Below are 14683 nucleotides of genomic sequence, written 5' to 3' on the forward strand. Positions count from 1 at the left end.
AGGTTTATTACCTTATCTTACTGGCTGTTACAAGAATGTTTCTTGTTAATTCTCTGTTTAATTTTCAAAGACCACATCGCCTCAGCGACTTTTATATCTTATCAAATTTGTTGTTCTTTGTCAAGAACTTTTTTCAAATTTGTTTTTGTTGTATTTATCATAACTGAAAAATAACAACTATCTTTGTTTCTTTTAATTTTCAGAACCAAAGAACAGTTGTTATTATATCATATATATTGTGGCTGTTTAATGTTGAACATTCCTTTATATAAATTTAAATCTAACTTTTCTTTTAAATACTCTAATTAACTAAAAATAACTATATATGATACGCCTAGCATAGTTTATTTATATATTATTATTTACTATATAATAAGTAACATGATCCTGCCATTTTCCATCTATATATAAGTATTTTTCATTTATACCTAGCTTTTTGAATCCGCAACCTTCCAATACTTTTTGAGATCTAATATTATCTATTAAGGTTGAAGCTTCTATTCTATGTATATCAATTTCATTAAATGTATAATCTATCAATAATTTAAGTGCTTCCTTCATATATCCATTTCCTTGGAAATTTTTGTCTATTGAATATCCTACAATGCAATTTTTAAATATGCCCATTATTATATTTGATATCTTTATTTTACCTATAAATTTTTCATCTTTATATATACCAAATTCTAAGCTATTTCCATTTAAATATTGTTTATATGAATCCATTAATAAATCCCTTTGCCCTTTTAAAGTATAAAAAGTTTTATCTCGTGTGGGTTCATAGTTTTTTAGATGCCTTTCATTTCTTATATAATAATCTAATAATTCTTGTGCATTTATAGGCGTTAATAGCTTTAAGCTTATATTTTTCCCTTCTATACTTAATTCTTTATATAAATTAGCTTTCCTAAAAGTATCTATGTCTAATCCAAATAAAAATTCACTAGTTTTTATACCATCTATTAATCTACTATCATTTATAATTCCTTCTAAATAAAATCCATATTCTATAAAAACATTTGTATTCATATTTTCATTTATTATAATATTTATTTTACAAATTTCTTTTTTATAAAATAAATATTGTAAAAAATCTTTTAATATATAATTTAAATAAATATTTGAATTTTCACCATCTCTATAAAGATTTAATCTAAAACAGCCATATTTATTTTTTTTAGATAACTCTAATAAGAATATTCTACCTATACTTATCCCTGTAATATCTTTAATTATATATTCATTTACTGTACCTTTCGCTAATTCTATGCTTACCTTAAATTTATTGTTCATAAATCCTCTCCCCTACACGTCAAAAATTTTAGGCTAATTTTTTTATATTTTTGTGTATTAAAAACATGAACATTAAGGAAATAAACAAACTTATAGGAATAAGATAATATGATATATAAATACCTATTAAATCATTTAGATATCCCATTAAAAAATTTATAATCATATTTACAAAAGAAGATAAGGTTACTACTATTCCTGTTACATAAGAACTATTAGTAGAATATACTTTGCTAATAGTTAATACTACTGTAGGATATACTATAGAAAAAAATATTCCAGATAATGATATCAAAATTAGCCCCTTTTGTCCTAATGTTATGCCTATAGAATACATTATTAAAGCCACAGTCAAAGATGTACATACAGCCTTTATATAGTTGAATTTTTCTACTAAAAATCCCCCTAATAATCTCCCTAAAGCAAATAAGGCTGAAAATAAAAATATATAATATGAACTTTGATTTTTATTATATTTATATCCATTCTCCATTAAATTAACAAACCAATTTCCTGTAGCTATTTCACTAAATGCATAAAATCCTAATGCAAATATATAAAAATATAATAATTTATCTTTAAAAATTTCTTTGGATTTTAATTTATTATCGTCTTTTAACTTATTAATCACAGGTACATTAATAAAAAATAACAATAGATATACTATGAAAGTTATAATTGATAAATAAAGGTATATTCTTCTCCAGGTTATACCTCTATACAAAAGCATACCAGAAATTCTTTGTGATAAAGCTAATCCCATTCCATAATTAAAATGAGCTAAATTCATTATTATAGCCTGAAAACTTATAAAAATTATAGGTATTATTGTATTACTAGATATAGCTAAGAAAGCTTGGCCTCCGTTTATCAAAAACATTAAAATAACAAGAATTATATAATTAGGCGTAAAATTTAATAATAAAAAAGATATACTTATTATTAAAAGTCCTATAGAATAAACTCTCTTCTGGCCTTTCTTTTGGCATAGTATACCACCCAAATATGTAAATACTGTGTAGCCCAATGTACTTATAGTAATCATTAATCCTATTTTAGTATTATTTACATTAAACTCATTTTTAAATATAGGAATAAAAATCCCCCTTGTACTATCACAAACTGCTACTAGTATCATTGTTAAAAAAATATATAACAATAAAATAAAATTTTTATTCTTTATGACTTATTCCCCCCTAATAAATTTAATTAATATATACTTTATTTAATTATATCTCTTACTACCTCTCCTGCTATTATAAGACCAGCACAAGGTGGAACAAAAGCTATACTAGCTGGCGTTGGCCTACCTTTATCATTTAATGGTCTATTATTATTTTTTATTGGAGTTTCTTCTGAATATAGAACCTTCAGACTTTTTATATTCCTCTTTCTAAGTTCATATCTCATAATCTTAGCTAATGGACATACTTTAGTATCATATATATCTGCTATTTTTAATTTACTAGGGTATAATTTATTTGCTGTACCCATACTACTTATTATATTTATATTATTCTTATCACACCATACTATACTTAATATTTTAGAAGAAGCCGTATCTATAGCATCTACAACATAATCTGTATCCTTATCCACTATTTCACTTATATTACCTTCATTTATAAATACTTGATGAGTTTTAACATTACAATTAGGATTTATAGATAATATTCTCTCTTTCATTACCTCAACTTTAGATTTTCCAACAGTATTTAGATTAGCATGAATTTGTCTATTTATATTAGTTATATCTATTGTATCATTATCAACTATTGCTATATTCCCTACTCCAGATCTAACTAATGCTTCTATTACAAAACTTCCTACTCCTCCAACACCTAAAACCACAACTTTACTTTTATTTAATTTTTCTATAGCCTCTTTTCCTATTAAAAATTCAGTTCTTTGTAACCAGTTCTCCATTTTAATCCTCCTTGTTTTTATTTAATTACTACTATTTTATAATAAAATCAATTATTTAATCCACAAAAATTATAAAAACCCCTATTCTTATATATAACCGCTCAAATTAAGAATAGAGGTTTAAATCATAAACAGTTTATAAAGCTATATAAATTTTTTTATAACAAAACTATTTCCTAGCCTTTTTTAACCGTTAGATTGTTATAAAATTATAATTTTCATAACAATATATAATTATTTAACCCTTATTCCGAAACTTAAATTATATATTATTAAAAAAATAAAACTTTAAAAACTGTTATTATCAATTTTTAAAAGTATAGTATATTTAAAATATTACCATATTTTTGCCATTTTATCAATGTATTGTATTTTTTACCATTTGCTATATACTTAATGTAGATTCTGTTTCTGAACAATACTTAGTAATTATACACTTTTCTATATTTCTAACACACTTTTTACAAATACAGTTTTCTACATTACCATCACAGTTACTTTTTAATATATCTATACATTTGCTACAATTATCACTATTTATATTCATATTATAATACCTTGCCTCCTATTTTATGTCCAATAATTTTATTATATTTTTTTCTATTTGATCTATTCTTTTTTCTTTATAGAATATTGCATTACTTGGACATATATATATGCATCTTAAGCACAATATACAATTACTATGAAAAACTACTCCTCCATTTTCAAATACTATATTTCCTTTTGGACAATTTCTAACACACATACCACATTTAATACAATGTTCTGTAGATTTAAGATTGTTTGATAATTTGGGAAGGAATTTATTAAATCCTTTAGATGCTATTTTCCCAAAAAATAATCTAGTTTTACTTATATTTTCTAAATATCTTTCTCCCTTTGAAAATTTATCTACAACTAGATCTACTTTTTTTTCTGCATTTCTTAATATATTTTCTATTTCAGCTTTATCTGGCTTTTTACCTAAAGAAAAATAATAATTATTTATCATCTTTATATTAATCTTTATAACTACATCATAACCCTTATCACATAAAATTTTATGCATACTCTCTGTTTCACAAGCAGTATTGCCGCCTTGAGTTGAATATAGTATGCATTTAATTTTTTCTTTTGCTTTAGGAATATTATTAACAAAATCCTGTATTAGTTTTGGCCCCATCTCAGCATAGATAGGTGTTCCTATTATTATAAAATTATAATTATGAATTTTATTTAATACATCCTCATCAACATTTTCTATATTAACTTTATGTATAGTATTATCTAATTTGCATAATTTACTTTCTATTTTATCTGCTACCCATTTGGTATTACCTGTTCCACTAAAGTAAAATAGTATCCCATTCATATTAGCCCTCCCATCCTAATACCTTTCTAAATATATATACTTACACTATTTTATAATAACATTATATATATTAAATATATTTACAAAAGTATTAAAACTTTCTTAAAAGGAGCTTAAGTTTAAACTTAAGCTCCTTTAGGATTATTCATTTTCCATTCTATCATGTTCCTTTTTAAAATTAAATCTATATTTATCCATAACTTCACTAAATATGTCTGATGCTGGGGGTGGTGTATATGTTATAGCATTTGCACCTGCTTCTATGGTTTCTTTTATGCTAGCTTCACTTGGCCCTCCTGTAGCTATTATAGGGAAGTCAGGATATCGTTTTCTTATTTCTCTAACTATGTACGCTGTTTTTTTAGCTCCTGATATATTAAGTATAGTGGCTCCTGAATTAATTCTCTCTTCTATGTCTTCATACTCTGATACGACTGTTACTACAATAGGAATATCTATAGTATCTTTTATTTGCTGTATTACATCATTAGGAGTTGGATTATTTACAACAACACCCATAGCACCTTTAAATTCAGCATCTAAGGCCAAATTAACAACTCTTTTTCCAGTGGTTAATCCTCCTCCTACACCACAAAAAACAGGAATATCCGCAGCTAAAATTAAAGATTGAGTTATTATGGGTTGAGGAGTAAAAGGATATACTGCTATTACAGCATCTGCGTTAGTATTTTTAATAACAGCAACATCTGTACTATATACAAAGGATTTTATTCTTTTTCCAAAAACTCTAATACCACTAGCTTCTCTAATAATTGAAGGAACTTCTATCATATGACTTCTTAATACACCTTTTATTTCCGGTACACGTTTAGGTGTTTTTTCAATTTTGTTACTCATTTACTCATTTTTTCCTCCTTAAAAAGCTTTAATTTTTTAATAAATAGATTCTATATGTATTTATTAAAACCCTTCTTATTTTTATCCTCTTCTTAAAGTTTTAAATTTATTCACAAATAATTCTTCATTATTTTTCTTATTATTTTTTTCCCTATTTCATCTTCTTCCATGTGATCTATAGCTTCTTTTATAGGTATCCAATTAATCCATTCTACTTCTTCTGATTTGTTTAAAATTCCGTCTTTATATGTTGCCATAAATGTAATCATAACTATATCTTTACTCTCTAGATAATCACTTCCTAGATATTTCAAATCTTTTATATTAATACCAGCTTCTTCTTTAACTTCCCTGTGAACAGCTTCTTCAACGGTCTCTCCACTAGATACATATCCTGATAAAAGAACTTTAGAATTTTTAAATATGTAACTTTGCTTTAACAACAAAACATGTTCTTCTTTAATTACACCTACTACAATACATGGTTTAGGAGTATCAAAATACATTATGTTATGCTTTTTACAGTATGGGACTCCCCCTTCATCCCAACTATATTTTTCGATTAATTTTTCCCCACATAGTGGACAATATTCAAATTTCATATATTCAGCTTAATAAAAAGCTTTCCCTCCACTTCTCGTAATTTCAAATTTTGTCTAGATTTCTATTGATACAGGGTTATTTAAAGAAATACTATTCTCTTCAACTAAACAATCATAGGCTAAAATATCTACACCCTTTTCTTTTGCTAACCTTAAAGCTTTTCCAAACTTCTCATCCATTTTATGATTCGGTGTAAATTTCTTCACACCATTTAATTGTATTAAAAATAGTACTCCTGCTCCCATTCCTTTATCTTTCACATCTATAAGTTCTAATATATGTTTTGTTCCTCTTTCCGTAGGGGCATCTGGAAACATAGTTAAACCATCATTTTCAAGAGTTACCCCTTTTACTTCTAAATAGTATATTTGTCCATTTTCTTTTTCTAATTTAAAATCAAATCTACTTTTCCCAAAGGTTTTTTCCTTTTTAATGTTAGTGTATTCTTTAAGAATTTCTATTTTAAAGTTCATTAATGCTTCATGAACCACCTTATTAGGTATCTGGGAATCTATACTTATAAGCATATCTCCTTTATATCCAGCTATTAAATCATATCGAGTTTTTCTATTTTCATTATTTTCTTCCCTCAATATAACCGTAGAACCTGGTGTTAATATCTCCTTACATCTTCCGGTATTGGGTACATGAACCATTTCTATTTCCTTATTTATCTTTACATAAGCTTGAAATCTATTTGGCCTTTTTATAAATTCAGCTTTTAATATATTTTTAGTTATTTTCAAATTTATTTTATCGAAAAAAATTTCGATAATCCTCCTCTCATAGGTAATATATAAATTCAAATATAATTATACACATATCCACAGATTTTATCCACACATTAACCTGCGTATTGTTGAAAACTTCTATTTTTTTAAGTTATCCACAGATTTATAGAAATAATTTAAATATTATAAGAAATATAACCCCTGGTATTCCAAAGAATCCAGCTATTAATGCTGTCCATATATTTATACCTATGTAAAAATTGAACGCTCCTCCAACCACATTTAAAATTAATAATAATACTGTTCCTAAAATAGCGTTTCCTATTAAGCTTAGTAGAACTTTTAATGGCCATGAAAATATTTTTACTATTACAAACAACAAAAATATAGCTAAAACAAAATAAGCAATATATTCTACTCCCATAAACTGAGCACCTCCTAATATATATTATATATATATTCTATATTAATACTAAAAATTATATATTGTTTTAATATTATATTAAGTAAAAAATAATAAAAAATAAACCATTAGAATTTTATATTTCTAATGGTTTATTAAATATAAAGTTATCCTACTTCAACTTCTTTTATGGTATCACAATATTCTACCTTGATACCTTTTTCTTTAGCTTCTTTTAAGAGATAAATATATTTGGCTTTTAATGCCTCTTCCATATATATAGCATAATCAATTAGTTTAGGATCACTTGCATTCTCAAACAATCTTCTTATATTATTTATCTCTGATACTACACTGTCTATAGATTCTAGTAATAATTTTTTTTCGTTTTGCATATTATTTAATTTTTTCATTATAAAAAAACCTCCCATTTTATCTCCTATTTCAATAATAGACGTAAAATGGGAATTATATTCATAAATTTTTTTTATAATTCTATTCTTCCTTCTAAAGCTTTAGCTAAAGTAACCTCATCTGCATACTCTAAATCCCCACCTACTGGTACTCCGTGGGCAATTCTTGTAACTTTAACTCCTAGAGGCTTTAATATTTTAGATATATACATAGCTGTTGCTTCTCCTTCTACATTAGGATTAGTAGCAACTATAACTTCATTTACACTACCATCTACTCTTCTTATTAATTCTCGTAATTTTATATCTTCAGGACCTCTTCCTGCCATAGGAGATATATTGCCATGTAATACATGGTATACTCCATTATATTCTCTTATTTTTTCCATAGACATTATATCCTTAGGTTGTTCTATTACACAAATAATAGATTTATCCCTATTAGGATTACCGCATATAGCACAAGGATCTTTATCTGTAAAATTACCGCATACAGAACAATATTTAATTGTGCCTCTAGCTTTTACTAAGGCCTCTGAAAATTCTTTTACCTCTTCTTTAGGTAAATTTAATACATATAGAGTAAGTCTTTGGGCTGTTTTATAACCTATGCCCGGTAATTTAGCAAACTCTTCTATTAATTTTTCTATAGCTATAGGATAAAAATCCAAATCTTTCACCTCTATTTTACTTTAGCTTAAATTTAGAACATTCCTGGTAAGTTCATTCCTCCAGTTAATCTTTTCATTTCACTTGAAGTGTCTTCTTCAGCTTTCTTTAAAGCTTCATTGCATGCACTCATTATTAAATCTTGAAGCATTTCTATGTCATCTTCATCTACAACTTCTGGTTTAATTCTTATATCTACTATTTGTTTCTTGCCATTAGCAACAGCTATAACTGCTCCACCTCCGACTGTAGCTGAAAACTCTTTCTTTTCCATTTCTACCTGCATTTTTTCCATATCTTGTTGAAGTTTTTGAGCCTGTTTCATTAAGTTATTCATATTTGCTCCACCCATGTTAGGGAATCCACCTTTTGCCATAAAAAATTCCTCCTTAATATAAATAATTCGATTTTTATTATATCATAATTGTAATATTTAACTAGCTATTCATCAATTATTTCTAGTATATTCTCTCCAAAAGTATTTTTTAAAATTTCTTCTGGTAAATTTTCTTCTTTAGCCTTTTCTTCTACAGTATATATTATTCTAACTTTCTCTTTTAGTACCTCAGAAAAAATTTCCTGAACTATTTTATTATTTTCTGGCTTTTCTAATCTCTTTTTATTAAAAGAATACTGCTTATTATAATTTAAAGTAATAATACCTTCTTTGCAATCTGTTATATTTGCAGTAACTAAAGCTGCATATAATACCATAAGTCTTCTTGCTTTAAAGGCTTCTAATATATCATGCCACATTTTTTTTACAGTTTCTACAGTTAATTTAGAGTCTTTATTATATTCCTCTAATAAATTTTCTTCTATTTTCTCATCTTTTATATTTTCTTTTATTTTTTTTATATCAAATTCTTTTGATTCTGTTTTTTTCTTTTCTTCCTTCATTGCTAATTTTATATTACCTGATTTTATAAGCTCTTCTATTTTATTAAGCCTTGAAAGTATTACTTCTTTAGATGTATCATATTCTATTTTACACATCTTAAGCACAGCCAATTCTAAATATATTCTACTTTGTTTTACCCATTTAGATTGTTGTTCTGCCTCTTGAAGTATTTTTATATTTCTCATTATTTCTTCTATTCTTATTTTTTCAGCCTGCTCTTTTACTAAATCAATATTTTCACTGGACATATCTAATATTTCGTCTGGATTTTTACTTACTTTTACCATAAGTATATTTCTAAGATGGGTTATCATATCTTTCATAAAATTATTTATATCTTTTCCACTTAACACTATATCTTCTATTATTCTCATAGATTTTTCTACATCTTTTTCTATTATACTGTTTGTAATTATTAGAAGATTTTCATTAGTAACTAATCCTAGCATATCTAAAACTTGATCATACTCTACTTTCCCATCTCCAGTAGATATAACTTGATCTAATATACTAAGAGCATCTCTCATAGCCCCATCTGACATTCTAGCTATAAGATTAAGGCTTTTATCATCTGCATATATTCCCTGTTCTGATACTATGGATCTAAGCCTTTCAAATATTTCCTCATTTCTTATTCTTCTAAAATCAAATCTTTGACATCTAGATAATATAGTTATAGGTAATTTTTGGGGATCTGTAGTTGCTAATATGAATATTACATTACTCGGAGGTTCTTCTAAAGTTTTTAAAAAAGCATTTACTGCTTCTTGAGTTAACATATGAACCTCATCCATTATGTAAACCTTGTTTTTTCCTTCCTGTGGTGGATATTTTACATTTTCTATAACTTCTTTTATATCCTCTAATTTTCTCTTAGATGCAGCATCCATTTCTATTACATCCATTAAAGTTCCACTATTTATTTTATTACAAATTTCACATTCATTACAAGGTTCGCCATCCTTAGGATTTAAACAATTTACTGCCTTTGATAGTATTTTAGCTGTAGAGGTCTTTCCAGTACCTCTTGTTCCACAAAAAAGATAAGCATGAGCTATTCTTTTTTCTATAACTTGATTTTTAAGTGTTACTGTTATATGTTTTTGTCCAACTACCTCTTTAAATGTTCTTGGTCTCCACTCTCTATATAATGCGGTATAACCCACTGTTACCACCTTCTTACCATAAATAATTGAAACTATATATAATATTATACACTAATATTATATTATAAAAAATAAAAGGTACCTTTAAAAGTACCTTTAAAATTCTTATTAAACCGTGCACTTCGCTTTGTCTGTTAACTTATGAGCGTTACCTGTACAGTTAGCTCAAATCAGGTTTATCCACGGCACACGAAAGTGTTCACTTACCGCTGCTTCCTTCCGGATCTGACGGAGTTCATGAATTTCCGTTGCGTGGGACCCAATTATCAACACCACTTTTACAGGCCAGACCCCACAAGTTAAAGCCTAAGCGAAGAATTCAACCCTGCTGTAGCGGATTGCAGGTTACAGGGCACCGCTAACTCCCCATCTAGCACGGAAAGATTAAATGGCGGAGAGAGGGGGATTCGAACCCCCGATAGAGTTGCCCCTATACACGCTTTCCAGGCGTGCTCCTTAAACCGCTCGGACATCTCTCCATAAATCTTTTAATCATTATTTTATTGTCAACATAAAGTATTATACTATGAAATTATAATAACTTCAATACTTTAATATAATATTTATTTTGAATTAATGTAATTATATTAAAATAAATACATTAATTGTATTTATTATTTTAAATTAAAACACTTTTATATATTTTTTCTAATATTTTGGAAAAAATTTGTTATTATTTTACTACACTCATCATTATATAACCATTTAATAGTTAAATTACTTTTTAAATAACTATTATTTGTAATGTTTACTACTGATCCACAAGCCCCTCCTACTGGATCAAAAGTTCCTATATGTAATTCACTTATTCTAGATTGAATTATTGCACTAGCACACATAGCACAGGGTTCTAATGTTACATACATCTTACATCCTTTTAATCTCCAGTTTCCAAGTATCTTACATGCCTTTTTTATAGCTAATACTTCCGCATGAGCTGTTGGATCCTTTAATTCCTCTTTTAAATTATGACTTTTTGCTATAATTTTATTTTCTTTAACTATAACAGCTCCAACAGGTACTTCTCCTATTGCTAATGCTTTTTTTGCTTCAATTATTGCATATTCTATATAACTATTCATGTAAAACTCCTTTTTATATCAACATCTTTATATAATATTATTTCTCTATTTTTATCCGATGACTACCAGCTCTAATACTCCCATCTTCTTCAAAGCGGGAATAAAGAGCGGGTACGTCCCTGGATAACGATTTCTAAGCTTCAGGGGAAGTAAAAACTGCCTCTGAAGCTTAGAACTCTGTTTATATTTATAATAACAAATGTTGCTTCCTTATGAAAGTAATCAACATTTGCATTTTTTATGGAATAATTACTTAACTATTAAATCTAAAGCTTGTTTTAAATCATCTATTATATCTTCTGCATCTTCAAGACCTACAGATAATCTTACTAATCCATCGCTTATACCAGCTGCTTTTCTTTCTTCTGCTGTATAAGGAGAATGTGTCATTGATGCTGGATGCTGAATTAGTGTTTCTGAATCTCCGAGACTTACTGCAAGAGTTGCTAATTTAACATTATTCATAACTATTTTTCCTTCTTCTACTCCACCCTTTAACTCAAAGGAAATCATAGCACCAGGTAATTTCATCTGCTCTCTAGCAAGCTGATAGTATTTAAAGCTTTCCAATCCTGGATAATAAACTTTTTCAACTGCTGGATGTGATTCTAAAAACTTTGCTACTTCCATAGCATTTTTACAATGTTTTTCCATTCTTAATTGTAATGTTTTCATTCCTCTTATTATTAAGAATGACTCAAAAGGTCCTGTAACTGATCCTGTCATATCTTTTATGCCAAATAATTTAACTTGATTTATAAATTCTTCTTTTCCTACTGCAAATCCAGCTATAACATCACCATGACCATTTAAATATTTAGTAGCAGAATGTACAACCACATCAGCACCTAATTCTAATGGTCTTTGTATGTATGGCGTACAAAAAGTATTATCAACAAAAACAAAACACTCTTTATTGCTCTCATGAACCATATTTGATATCTTTCTAATATCAGTAACCTTTAGTGTTGGATTAGCTGGAGTTTCCAGATAAACTACTTTAGTATTTGGTTTTAATGCATTCTTTACCTCATCTAAATTAGATACATCTACAAATGTAACCTCTACTCCATATCTTGTTAATCCATGATTTAATAGTGCAAATGTGCACCCATATAAAGTATCTGATGCAACTACATGATCTCCTGACTTTAAAGCTGACCACAAAGATGCTGCTATAGCACCCATACCTGATGCTGCTACAACAGCTGCTTCTCCACCTTCTAACAAAGCCAATTTATTCTCTACTTCTGTAGATGTAGGATTACCTAACCTTGAATATATATATCCACTTTCTTCTCCTGCAAATCTTCTTCCCCCTTGCTCTGCAGAATCAAATATAAATGTAGATGTTTGATATATTGGTGTTGCTAATGAACCAAACTGTTTATCTCCTATATGTCCTCCATGTATAGCCTTTGTGGCAAACCCCATTTTTTTAATATTCTCCATATATTAATCCCCTTTCAAATATATATATATATATATATATTTGAGCAAATAATATGCCAATGGTTATAAACATATAAATTAACAATATCACCATTGAAGATATAGGATTATATCAATATTCTATGTTATTATTTTATTTGCAAGTGGCAATGTTTTTTTACAGTTGTAAATATTTATTTACAGACTATTCCATACTTTTTTACTTTATTCATTACAGTGGTATGGGAAACTCCTAATACTTTACCTACCTTTCTTAAACTTTTATATTCATTCACTGCACTCTGTATAGCAGATTTTTCTGCCTTCTCTACTATATCTTGTAAAGGTAATGCACCACTTTCACTACTTTTATTATCTATTAATGTATTGCTAGTATTTATAGTGAATTTTTTATCACTTAATATATTGTCTGAACATAAATTCATAGCCCTTTCAATTATATTTTCAAGTTCCCTAATATTACCTGGGAAATCATATTTTAATAATTTGTTTATAAATTTCTTATCAACATATCTAATATTTTTATGAAAATTTTTATTTAAAATTTTAACAAAATTATCTACCAATAGCTGTATATCATCTTTTCTTTCCCTTAGTGGAGGTATAACTATAGGTACTACATTTAATCTATAGTATAAATCTTCTCTAAATTGTCCATTTAAAACCATTTCTTCTAAGTTTTTATTAGTAGCCGCAATTATCCTTACATCTATTTTTTCTTCCTTAGTACTTCCTATTTTTCTTATAGTCCCCTCTTGCAGCACTCTTAAAAACTTACATTGGATATTAAGAGGAAGTTCTCCAATTTCATCTAAAAATATAGTGCCTTTATTAGCTAGCTTAAAAAATCCTTGTTTTCCATTAGATTTAGCTCCTGTAAAACTTCCTGATTCATAACCAAAAAGTTCACTTTCTATTAAATTATCCTGCAGCCCAGCACAATTTACAGTAACAAAATTTTTATTGTTTCTTAGACTTAATTTATATATAGCCTTTGCAAAAAGTTCTTTTCCCGTTCCAGATTCTCCACGAATTAATACTGTTGAATTTGTTTTAGCAACTGATTTACATATTTCTTTTAAATTTTCCATGCAAACACTATTTCCTATTATTCCTTTAAATGCTTCTTCTTCTTTATATTTAATAGAATTTGCTATTTCAATAGTCTCTTGTAAATCTTTTATTAATATAACAGAACCTATTGATTTATTTCCATCATCTTTAATAGCTCTTGCTGTAGATATATACATTCCTTTTTTATTCTTATTATTAATAAAAATTTGTAGATTATCATAATTTTTTCCCATTTTTAAAGCGTCTAGTATAAGTTGATTTTGTCCTAAAATTTCTTTTATATGTTTTTTAATTACATTCTCTTTTAAAGTATTAAATAGATTTTCACAATACTTATTAAAAACTTCTATTTGGCATTTTTCATTTACAAAAATTACTCCTTCTTCTAAAGAATCAATTATAGTAAATAATTTTTTTTCATTTTTTTCATATGGTAATATATCTGTCTTTTTTACAGTTACAACTCCTCTTATATTTTTTATTTTTTTAATTAGTATACTTTTGTTGTAAGAACTATTCTTATTTATTTTCATATATATTCTTTTAGGGAATACCTCTAGAGATTTTATATCCATATTCTCGTTATATAAAGCATTTAAAATATCTAGCACCATGCCTAAACGATCTTCTGTTATTATTTCTAATTTTATAGAATTTTTCATAGAATTCGCTCCTTTTATGGAATACTAAATAATACCTATTAGTTTATATTATATCAAATTTAAATTATATTTAATTAAGATTATTATTTACAAAAA

Annotated in this window: 16 protein-coding genes, 1 tRNA gene and 1 other RNA gene; all 18 read right to left on the reverse strand. The window is 26.9% G+C overall.

What is annotated here, in order from left to right; genetic code table 11:
• Positions 1–348: 348 nt before the first annotated feature.
• A complete protein-coding gene (locus tag ACYUDJ_RS20735) occupies positions 349–1293 on the reverse strand; it encodes a GNAT family N-acetyltransferase (RefSeq protein WP_003482864.1) in 945 nt (314 codons plus the stop codon).
• A gap of 28 nt (positions 1294–1321) precedes the next feature.
• Positions 1322–2431 (reverse strand): MFS transporter, encoded by a 1110-nt coding sequence (locus tag ACYUDJ_RS20740; protein ID WP_043030864.1) that lies wholly within the window; start codon positions 2429–2431, stop codon positions 1322–1324.
• Between the two features lie 83 nt (positions 2432–2514).
• Positions 2515–3219, reverse strand: coding sequence for a tRNA threonylcarbamoyladenosine dehydratase (locus ACYUDJ_RS20745; RefSeq protein ID WP_003482860.1), 705 nt, complete (start codon positions 3217–3219; stop codon positions 2515–2517).
• A gap of 385 nt (positions 3220–3604) precedes the next feature.
• A complete protein-coding gene (locus ACYUDJ_RS20750) occupies positions 3605–3766 on the reverse strand; it encodes a hypothetical protein (protein WP_003482857.1) in 162 nt (53 codons plus the stop codon).
• Positions 3767–3784: 18 nt separating this feature from the next.
• Complete coding sequence (locus ACYUDJ_RS20755) at positions 3785–4573, reverse strand: EFR1 family ferrodoxin (protein WP_003482855.1); 789 nt, start codon at positions 4571–4573, stop codon at positions 3785–3787.
• Positions 4574–4714: 141 nt separating this feature from the next.
• Entirely contained in the window at positions 4715–5431 is a 717-nt protein-coding gene (locus tag ACYUDJ_RS20760; protein WP_003482853.1) for a beta/alpha barrel domain-containing protein, read from the reverse strand.
• 110 nt (positions 5432–5541) lie between these two features.
• On the reverse strand, positions 5542–6033 hold the full coding sequence (locus ACYUDJ_RS20765) for an NAD(+) diphosphatase (protein WP_003482851.1): 492 nt from the start codon (positions 6031–6033) through the stop codon (positions 5542–5544).
• 54 nt (positions 6034–6087) lie between these two features.
• Positions 6088–6780, reverse strand: coding sequence for a DNA/RNA nuclease SfsA (sfsA, locus tag ACYUDJ_RS20770; protein WP_043030862.1), 693 nt, complete (start codon positions 6778–6780; stop codon positions 6088–6090).
• 148 nt (positions 6781–6928) lie between these two features.
• Entirely contained in the window at positions 6929–7189 is a 261-nt protein-coding gene (locus tag ACYUDJ_RS20775) for a pro-sigmaK processing inhibitor BofA family protein (protein WP_003482847.1), read from the reverse strand.
• Positions 7190–7335: 146 nt separating this feature from the next.
• Entirely contained in the window at positions 7336–7599 is a 264-nt protein-coding gene (locus ACYUDJ_RS20780) for a YaaL family protein (protein WP_003482845.1), read from the reverse strand.
• Positions 7600–7655: 56 nt separating this feature from the next.
• Positions 7656–8252 carry a recombination mediator RecR gene (recR, locus tag ACYUDJ_RS20785; RefSeq protein ID WP_030032720.1) on the reverse strand — a complete coding sequence of 199 codons (597 nt, stop codon included), beginning with the start codon at positions 8250–8252 and terminating at the stop codon, positions 7656–7658.
• Between the two features lie 32 nt (positions 8253–8284).
• Positions 8285–8626, reverse strand: coding sequence for a YbaB/EbfC family nucleoid-associated protein (locus ACYUDJ_RS20790; protein WP_003482842.1), 342 nt, complete (start codon positions 8624–8626; stop codon positions 8285–8287).
• A 65-nt stretch (positions 8627–8691) separates the two neighbouring features.
• Positions 8692–10317, reverse strand: a complete 1626-nt coding sequence (dnaX, locus tag ACYUDJ_RS20795; RefSeq protein ID WP_042384047.1) for a DNA polymerase III subunit gamma/tau — start codon at positions 10315–10317, stop codon at positions 8692–8694.
• Positions 10318–10430: 113 nt separating this feature from the next.
• An RNA gene (gene ffs / locus ACYUDJ_RS20800) (signal recognition particle sRNA large type) lies at positions 10431–10696 on the reverse strand.
• Positions 10697–10706: 10 nt separating this feature from the next.
• Positions 10707–10796: transfer RNA gene (locus ACYUDJ_RS20805), tRNA-Ser, on the reverse strand.
• 156 nt (positions 10797–10952) lie between these two features.
• The gene (locus ACYUDJ_RS20810; RefSeq protein WP_003482838.1) at positions 10953–11399 is read right to left on the reverse strand and encodes a nucleoside deaminase; all 447 of its coding nucleotides are present in this window, start codon (positions 11397–11399) and stop codon (positions 10953–10955) included.
• 249 nt (positions 11400–11648) lie between these two features.
• On the reverse strand, positions 11649–12851 hold the full coding sequence (megL, locus tag ACYUDJ_RS20815) for a methionine gamma-lyase (RefSeq protein WP_003482836.1): 1203 nt from the start codon (positions 12849–12851) through the stop codon (positions 11649–11651).
• Between the two features lie 173 nt (positions 12852–13024).
• Positions 13025–14587 carry a sigma 54-interacting transcriptional regulator gene (locus tag ACYUDJ_RS20820; protein ID WP_043030856.1) on the reverse strand — a complete coding sequence of 521 codons (1563 nt, stop codon included), beginning with the start codon at positions 14585–14587 and terminating at the stop codon, positions 13025–13027.
• Positions 14588–14683 lie beyond the last annotated feature (96 nt).

It is taken from the genome of Clostridium sp. CTA-6 (assembly GCF_054768115.1).